Raw genomic sequence first — 8,500 nt, 5'->3', positions numbered from 1 at the left:
AAAAATGCCAAAATGGGGGATTTTGCTTTGCATAGTCGGAAAATCTCCGCTTATATTCCCCGAAACAAGCTCCATTCGGCATTTAACCGGAAAATTTCCGCTAATTTTACTTTTGCTGAGTTACTCATACCAATAACGCTAGCCAATACGACTGTCATTTCGGCAGGTATTTTAAGAAAAGCACCTCCGGACCTCTTTAATTGTAAACAGAGCCAACCTTTCCTATATTATCTCGCTAAAGTGATATCGTGCTAAAATTCTGACAATTCTGTTGACAATTAAGCTTTTTATCACATACAATAATTATTGAATTAATAGAATTTTTGAATGGACTGATAACCTATGAGGCATGCAATAACAAAAGTAAATGATGTAATGTTTATAAAAGAGGCTGGACTCCAAATCTAATCTGATATGGAATCCAGCCTCTTTCTTTATTCTAATAAAGTGGTAGAGGGGCGAGACATATGATCATGCTAACAGGTCAAAGTTTAACGTTGGAGCAAATGAAAGAAGTTTTATATCGGAATGAAAAGGTTTTTCCTTCTGAGAAAAGTATGGATCTTGTAAAAAAAAGCCGTGAAGCTGTGGAGAAAATCGTTTCCAATCATAAAGTGGTTTACGGTATAAATACTGGTTTTGGTAAGTTTAGTGATGTCATCATCGATAAAGAACACGTCAGGGATTTACAACTAAACTTAATTCGTTCCCATGCATGTGGAGTCGGCGATCCTTTTCCTGAGATTGTTTCAAAGGCGATGGTGCTTTTACGAGCCAATGCACTGTTAAAAGGATATTCAGGTGTTAGACCGATTGTGATCGAGAAACTATTGGAATTGGTCAATACTGAAATCATACCGGTTATTCCGGAGCAGGGATCACTAGGTGCGAGCGGTGATTTGGCGCCGCTCTCCCATTTAGCGTTAGTGCTTATTGGGGAAGGGGAAGTATTTTATAAAGGAAATCGCATGGAATCGATTCATGCACTGCAAATGGAAGGGATTCATCCGATAACTTTAGAGGCAAAAGAGGGTCTTGCATTAATTAATGGAACCCAGGCAATGACCGCGATGGGAATTATCGGTTATCTTGAAGCAGAACAGCTGGCATTAGAAAGTGAACTGATCGCATCAATGACAATAGAAGGATTGAATGGAATCATGGATGCGTTTGATGAGGAAGTTCATATTGCAAGGGGTTACCAGCAGCAAATTGACACCGCAGCGAGAATCCGCCGTTACCTATGCGACAGTTTACTAACCAGTGTCCAAGGAGAATACAGGGTTCAAGATGCTTATTCGATAAGGTGTATTCCACAGGTTCATGGGGCTTCCTGGCAGGCATTGGATTATGTAAAAGAAAAATTAGAAATCGAAATGAATGCCGCAACAGATAATCCATTGATTTTTGATGATGGAGAAAAGGTTATTTCTGGAGGGAATTTTCATGGTCAGCCGATTGCTTTCGCGATGGATTTTATGAAAATTGCAGTGGCAGAGCTGGCGAATATATCTGAAAGACGTATCGAGAGATTAGTAAATCCGCAGTTGAATGATTTGCCTCCTTTCTTAAGCCCTGAGCCTGGTTTGCAGTCAGGTGCGATGATTATGCAATATGCGGCTGCGTCGTTAGTATCAGAAAATAAAACACTGGCACACCCAGCAAGTGTCGATTCCATTCCATCTTCTGCCAATCAAGAAGACCATGTGAGCATGGGAACCATCGCCTCTAGACATGCGTATCAAATTATTCAGAATGCGCGAAGAGTGCTGGCGATTGAACTCATTTGTGCCATGCAGGCGGTTGAAATCCGCGGGGTAGATAAAATGGCCAGCCAGACAAAGCGGGTGTATGTGAAGGGGAGAGAGCTTGTTGCTTCCATAAACAAGGATCGTATCTTTTCAAAGGATATTGAAAGGGCTGCAACAGGTCTAAAAGAATGGGACTTAAAGAAGCTTATCCAGAAATTTGATAATGTTAAATAGGCAAAAAAGGCGTGAAATTCACGCCTTTTATTCTACGTCTTTCGTTTCTACCCTGTTCTTAAATGCTTCTTGTACTACAATAAATTCCTCGTCTCCGATGGCATCCTTTGAGTGTTTCTCAACTAAGTTATCTTTTGGTAAATCGCCAGGATGACCTTTTTTCTTATGGTTAAAATGTTCTCCACGTGCCAAATTAAACACTCCTTTCGTCTTCGAATGTATCATTCCCAAACGAAGGAAATTTATTAGTAACGAGGAGGAAAGATAGAGTATTAATCTCCTTCTATTTTTTCATCAGACTTTGCAGGTTTACACATGCGATCAAGAAGGTAACCAAAAAATACAACAAAGGCAATCGGAATAGCGTAATTCAACACATGAATGGCTGTCATGGTCTAGGATCACCACCATTATTTGAATATTTATAATATTTAGTATATTGTAATGGTGTTTATGATATAAGTCAATTGTCACAAAATAGACAAAATTCACAGCTATTTCTCGTCTTTCATATGCATATTAATTAGTAAGAAAGCAGAAAGCTCAATTTCGACTTTAACCCTCTCTGTTTTCCAATAAACTTCCATCTAAAATGTAAAATTTATACATTCTACAAAATACCTAAGAGTTTTTTGTAGAATATTGGAATAAATTGTGTAAAAAAAAGGTTCGAAAAAATGAAATATTTGACAAATTATAACACGTTACTAAAAAAGTACTAGATATAATAAACATAGTAATTATGAACCAGAAAGACAAGTGTGCCAAATATACTGAATAGTCAAAGATTAATGAGTATTAAGAAACAGAAAAGGGCAAACCCATTGAAAATTGGGGACGCAAAGCCGAGGATCTAAGGTATTGATTTTGCTATGATGGCCGGGCTGCCTGGAATACGAATATGTATTTTAGGAGTGAATGAGAGTGGGGATAACTGGTAGTTTGAAGAATGGAATGGATGCAGAGTGGTTAGCTCTTATTTTAGAGGCTAAGGAGCTAGGAATTTCGAAGGAGGCAATCCTTAATTTTCTCCATCAGAACGAGGTAGGAGAGGTAGTACTAAAGAATCGCTAAGATACATAAAAGAACAAAGCATACTACAAAATGCTGGTAGTATGCTTTGTTCTTTTAGTTGTCCAGCTCCAGGCGCCATCTCTCGAGGTCATAAGCCAATCCGTCCAAAAGGTTAAAAACCAACCTTTCAGCCGGCTCGTCTTATGCTTGTCGCCGATAGGCGGGCGCCTTCCGCTTTTCTTTATTCGTTATTATTTTGACCAATGCGCCACTTATTGAATTCAATAAAATCGCGAAATTGTTCTTTTGAAACACCCGAATCCATCGCCTCTTTAACAATACTCATCCAATCACTATCTAACTCTTCTTTATTAATGTGTTCATTTATTAAATGGTCAACAGGAACGTTTAATACAGAAGAAATCTTTTCTAGGAATTGAATAGATGGATTTCTTTGCAGGTTTCTCTCTAGAGAGCTTAAGTAAGATTTAGCAACTCCAGCTTGCTCAGCAAGTTCTGATAATGACATCCTTTTTTCTAAACGTAATTTTTTTACACGATCACCTATCATGAGCTCACACACCTAATTTGTATTATAGCTATAATAATTTTATCAGATAAGCAGAAAAAGTTCCATATTAAGAACAGTTAATTATGACAAAAATATTTTTCAAAGTCAAAATTTTTTTGAAAAAATGTTAGCATAGCGATAAGATTAAAGTGTGTTGCCAATTCTCTAAGAATACATAAAAATAATATAAAAAGGTGGGGAAGATCATGATTGTTCTTAAATCACAGCGGGAAATCGAGAGAATGAAAAAAGCAGGAGAAATTCTTGCGTTATGTCATAAAGAAATTGCAAAAATGATTAAGCCAGGTATAACAACTTGGGAAATTGATGAGTTTGTGGATGATTTTCTTATAAAACACAATGCTACCCCACAGCAAAAGGGCTATAAAGGTTATGAATACGCCACCTGTGCCAGCATTAACGACGAAGTATGTCATGGATTCCCTAGAAAGGAGCCGTTAAAGGATGGGGATATCGTAACCATAGATATGGTCGTCAATTATAATGGCGGATTAGCGGATTCTGCATGGTCTTATGCGGTTGGAAGTGTCTCTAAAGAAACAGAGCATTTATTAACGGTAACAAAAGAGGCTCTTTATAAAGGAATTGAGCAGGCTGTCCCTGGAAATCGAATAGGAGATATCGGTCATGCTATTCAAACCTATGTCGAAGGGGAAGGCTTATCAGTGGTTCGTGATTTTATTGGTCATGGAATTGGTGCGGTCATCCATGAAAAACCCGATGTACCACATTACGGACTGCCTGGAAAAGGTCCTAGAATAAAAGAAGGAATGGTATTTACGATTGAGCCAATGGTCAATATCGGGATGTACCAAACAAAAATGGATAGTAATGGCTGGACAGCTAGGACGATTGATGGGAAATATTCGGCACAGTATGAACACACCATTGCCATCACTAAGAATGGTCCAATTATTTTAACTGAACAGGATAAATAAAAAAACAGATCCCTTGAGATCTGTTTTATTTATTTTTTGCGAAGGTTTCCTAATTCCTCTACTAAAGCTTGCATTTCGTTCGGACTAAATGAAGGTTTTTTCATAACCATTTCATAAATTTCTTTTAATTCCTCGTACATTTCTTCATCAAAGTGTGAAGGTTTAATGGCTCCGAGATTTAATACCTTTAATTTTTCTTTTATTTGTTCAATCATATACTCCACATTTTCAACTGTTTTCTCTGATAAATTCATCCCGTCACCCTTTCAGTATTCGTAACTTTATCTTTCCATTTTCAATGGAAGATGTCAATCTAAACTTGTTTTAATGCTTCTAATGATGGGTAATAAAATAATAGGGTTAAAATAGGACCGACGCTTGCATTTTGCCGCAAGCTTAAAGCAGAATATAAAGTGGAGTATATTGGTATTTTTTTATCGTGTCCGAAAAATATGATAAAAACAAATCGAAAGGAGAGGTTAAAAAAATGGGTAAAAATTTATTTTTCAAAGGCATTATCTATGGTGCCTTAGCAGGCGGAGCACTTAGCTTGTTAGATAAAAAAACAAGACAGGATATGAAGGTAAACGTGAAAAAAGCGTACGAGCAGGTTTCTTATGTGGTTCGTCATCCTGGAGAAATTACGGAAAATGTTAAGGAGACCGCAGAAAAACTTAGGAATACGATTGAACAGGTTAGCGAGGACATTTCCTACATTACTGAAAAAGTGGACGAACTGCGTGAGTTAACTCCTCAGGTAAAAGAAGTGATCAAGGAAACGAGAAGTACTTTCTCTAAACATGAAGATTCTGCAATCGTCGACGATTTATTAAAAGAGATTGTTGTGGAAGAAGAAACAGCAGAGAAATAATAATACAATTGGAATACGAGGAGAGGTGAGACAAATGGAGAAGGCAGTGAATGTTCGTAAATCCCTGTTACGATTATTATGGCACCGGATAGAAGAAGATGATATACCAGGTTTATCCGCACAGCTCGCCTATTTTTTTCTTCTTTCACTGTTTCCACTTCTTATTTTTATTTTTACGTTACTGCCATATCTGCCCATACCATACCCTGATATTTTAGGCAGTATTAGAGAGTTTGCACCCCCGCAGACAATGGATTTAATCGAAAAAAATGTTAACCATGTGATGAATAATCGCAACGGAGGACTGCTTTCCATTGGGGTTATTGGAACCATTTGGTCTGCATCTAATGGAATTCATGCACTAGTAAGAGCTTTTAACAAAGCATACAATGTGAACGAAAGTCGTTCATTTATTGTTTCTAGAGGTATGGCCATCGTGCTGACGATCGGAATGATTTTTGTTTTTATTGTAGCTGTATTACTTCCAATATTCGGAAGGGAAATTGGAATTTTTCTTTTCTCTTATTTAGGTTTTAAACTGGAATTCCTCCGCATTTGGGAAATGTTAAGATTAGTCGTCAGCGCCCTGATATTATTTTTGATTTTCACGGGCTTGTATTGGATTGCGCCCAACGTTAAATTACGCTGTAGAAGTGCATTCCCAGGAGCTGGTTTTGCAACCGTGGGCTGGATCCTTTCATCCTATGCGTTATCTATCTATGTAAGTAAATTTAACAACTTTTCACTGACCTATGGAAGTATTGGAGCCATCATAGTCTTACTCATTTGGTTATATATATCGGGGTTTATTATCATTCTCGGCGGCGAGATCAACGCTTTCTATACCGAGAAGAATAAATCAAACTGTTAAAATTTCTCTTAATGAAAGCATTCTTAACTGCAGACAATATACATGGGGAACAGATTTCAATGAGGGGGCTAAATCATGACCAAACATACAAAAAAAGATGGCGGAACAAAACAAAAGGGTAAAGGCAGTAAAGGAAATAAAACTTCTGGATCTGCGAACGGAAGCAACGGATATCATTAAATAAAACCGGGCTAAAAAGCCCGGTCTTTTATTTTTTGAGCAGTCTTAAACTGTTAAGAATGACAAGAATGGTACTGCCTTCATGCCCAATGACACCAAATGGCAAATCCAGCAATTGAAAGAAGTTGGATGAAATTAAGACCATAATCACTGTGATTGAAAAGATGACATTTTGTTTAATAATGGTGTTCATCCGTTGCGAAAGATGAATCGCTTCCGCAATCCGTGGTAAATCATTTTTCATTAGGACTATATCCGCGGTTTCAAGTGCCACATCGGAACCTTCACCCATGGCAATTCCAACATTTGCTGTCGCTAAAGCGGGGGCATCATTAATGCCATCGCCAACCATCGCAATGGTTCCATATTTCTCCTTCAGCTTTTTAAGCTGCTCCACCTTCTCTTCAGGCAGACATTCTGCGTAGAATTGATCCACATGGCTTTCCTCTGCAATCACGTTTGCCGTTTTCTCACTATCACCAGTAAGCATAACAGTATAGATACCTTGTTTCTTTAAATGGTCGATGGCCAGCTTCGTTTCTTGTCTAACCACATCTTTTAAAGCGATCATCGCAGCTAAACAATCGTTTACTTGTACAAATACAAGTGTATTCCCTTGACTTGCAAGGCTAGCTGCTTTGCCGTCCGCGAATGATAGAGCAGCCTCTTTTCCAACAAAATCAGCCTTGCCTATTTTCCACTGCTCACCATTTATTTCCGCTTTTACACCCCACCCCGAAACATCTTCCAGTTTTTCTGGCTGAAGAAGGTTTCGGTCCAGATTGGCTTTCGCATATTTGACAATCGATTGTGCAAGAGGATGATTGGATTGGTTTTCGATTGAAGCTGTTTTCCATAATAGCTCTGCTTCACTAAAGTTTTCATTAACGATAATTTCGGTAACCTCAGGTTTCCCTTTGGTCAGCGTACCGGTTTTGTCGAAGGCAATAGCTTTCAAGTGGCTCAGATTCTCTAAATGTACGCCGCCTTTGACTAGAATCCCGCGTTTTGCGCCATTAGAAATTGCTGATAATGTTGCTGGCATAATGGAAGCAACAAGGGCGCAAGGGGAAGCAACAACTAATAAAATCATCGCCCGGTAAAACGACTCATTCCAGGTCCAATCAAGTAAAAAATAGGGCAGAAACATCATTAATAAAACGACTAGTAAAACCGTTTTTACATAGGTACCTTCAAACCGTTCAATAAACAGTTGTGATGGAGATTTTTCGCTTTGCGCAGATTGTACAAGCTCAATGATCTTGTGAAAGAGTGTTTCATTACTTGCTTTTGTTGTTTGTACAGTGATTGCGCCTGTTAAATTTACCGTCCCTGCAAACACTTCCGTCTCTAGTCCTTTTGAGACGGGCATCGATTCACCTGTAATAGCAGCTTCATCAATGTTTGTATGTCCCTTCTTAATGACGCCATCTGAAGGAATTCTTTCCCCAGGCTTAACCAGAATGAGGTCGCCGACTTTCAGCTCGGAAACAGGTACACGCCTTTCCGCACCATTGTTAATAAGAAGGGCTTCTTCAGGCTGCAGTTCCATTAGTGATGAGATCTCTTTGTGACTCTTGTTCATCGTATAGGTTTCTAATGCCCCACTAACAGCAAAAATAAAGATTAGTATGGCGCCTTCTGTCCAGTAACCAATAATCGCGGACCCAATCGCAGCAAAAATCATCAGCATTTCAACATTTAATTGTTTGTTTTCATACGTTGCTTCAATTCCTTCCTTGGCCTTAGCAAATCCGCCAATTACGAAAGCCAATAAATATAAGATAATTGAAGCGACATGGTCATTCATTTTGTCTGTCATCCATCCTGTTGCAATGAAAACACCGCTTAAACCTGCAGCAATCAGTTCTGCATGAGGCTTAATTTTCTCTATAAAGCCAATTTTTGGAATCACCTTAGTTAATCTCTTAGCATCCGCACTCATTTTCAATTCCCTCCCCTAATTGAGAAAAATAATCAAAATCATTACCCTTAAAAAACACGAAAGCTGTCATCAATTAAGATGACAGCATTCTTCCAAAAACAATT

9 protein-coding genes and 1 riboswitch are annotated in these 8,500 nt (G+C 38.3%); of the genes, 5 read left to right on the top strand and 4 right to left on the bottom strand.

The window, feature by feature from the left end; genetic code table 11:
• Positions 1–467 precede the first annotated feature (467 nt).
• Positions 468–1,985, top strand: coding sequence for a histidine ammonia-lyase (hutH, locus tag F4694_RS31250; RefSeq protein ID WP_179603766.1), 1,518 nt, complete (start codon positions 468–470; stop codon positions 1,983–1,985).
• 27 nt (positions 1,986–2,012) lie between these two features.
• Here hutH and F4694_RS31245 read toward each other — a convergent pair whose 3' ends face one another.
• Positions 2,013–2,177, bottom strand: coding sequence for a hypothetical protein (locus F4694_RS31245; RefSeq protein WP_179603765.1), 165 nt, complete (start codon positions 2,175–2,177; stop codon positions 2,013–2,015).
• Positions 2,178–2,789: 612 nt separating this feature from the next.
• Positions 2,790–2,877, top strand: a riboswitch (cyclic di-GMP riboswitch).
• Positions 2,878–2,909: 32 nt separating this feature from the next.
• On the opposite strand from F4694_RS31245, the gene F4694_RS31240 reads away from it, so the two are divergent.
• On the top strand, positions 2,910–3,059 hold the full coding sequence (locus F4694_RS31240; RefSeq protein WP_373459858.1) for an anti-repressor SinI family protein: 150 nt from the start codon (positions 2,910–2,912) through the stop codon (positions 3,057–3,059).
• A gap of 181 nt (positions 3,060–3,240) precedes the next feature.
• Here the strand turns inward: F4694_RS31240 and F4694_RS31235 are convergent, their stop codons facing one another.
• Positions 3,241–3,570 carry a helix-turn-helix domain-containing protein gene (locus F4694_RS31235; protein WP_179603763.1) on the bottom strand — a complete coding sequence of 110 codons (330 nt, stop codon included), beginning with the start codon at positions 3,568–3,570 and terminating at the stop codon, positions 3,241–3,243.
• A gap of 206 nt (positions 3,571–3,776) precedes the next feature.
• Here F4694_RS31235 and map point away from each other — a divergent pair, with 206 nt between their 5' ends.
• A complete protein-coding gene (map, locus tag F4694_RS31230; RefSeq protein WP_179603762.1) occupies positions 3,777–4,529 on the top strand; it encodes a type I methionyl aminopeptidase in 753 nt (250 codons plus the stop codon).
• 29 nt (positions 4,530–4,558) lie between these two features.
• On the opposite strand, the gene F4694_RS31225 is transcribed toward map, so the two are convergent.
• Positions 4,559–4,783, bottom strand: coding sequence for a DUF1128 domain-containing protein (locus F4694_RS31225; protein ID WP_179603761.1), 225 nt, complete (start codon positions 4,781–4,783; stop codon positions 4,559–4,561).
• A gap of 233 nt (positions 4,784–5,016) precedes the next feature.
• Here F4694_RS31225 and F4694_RS31220 point away from each other — a divergent pair, with 233 nt between their 5' ends.
• On the top strand, positions 5,017–5,400 hold the full coding sequence (locus F4694_RS31220; protein WP_179603760.1) for a YtxH domain-containing protein: 384 nt from the start codon (positions 5,017–5,019) through the stop codon (positions 5,398–5,400).
• Positions 5,401–5,434: 34 nt separating this feature from the next.
• Complete coding sequence (locus F4694_RS31215) at positions 5,435–6,271, top strand: YihY/virulence factor BrkB family protein (RefSeq protein WP_179603759.1); 837 nt, start codon at positions 5,435–5,437, stop codon at positions 6,269–6,271.
• A 208-nt stretch (positions 6,272–6,479) separates the two neighbouring features.
• On the opposite strand, the gene F4694_RS31210 is transcribed toward F4694_RS31215, so the two are convergent.
• A complete protein-coding gene (locus F4694_RS31210) occupies positions 6,480–8,396 on the bottom strand; it encodes a heavy metal translocating P-type ATPase (RefSeq protein ID WP_179603758.1) in 1,917 nt (638 codons plus the stop codon).
• Between the last annotated feature and the right edge of the window lie 104 nt (positions 8,397–8,500).

The organism is Neobacillus driksii, assembly GCF_013409995.1.
Classification (GTDB): Bacteria; Bacillota; Bacilli; order Bacillales; family Cytobacillaceae; genus Neobacillus; species Neobacillus driksii.
Note: the sequence above shows the minus strand (reverse complement) of the source record. Positions and strands in the feature narration are given on the sequence as shown.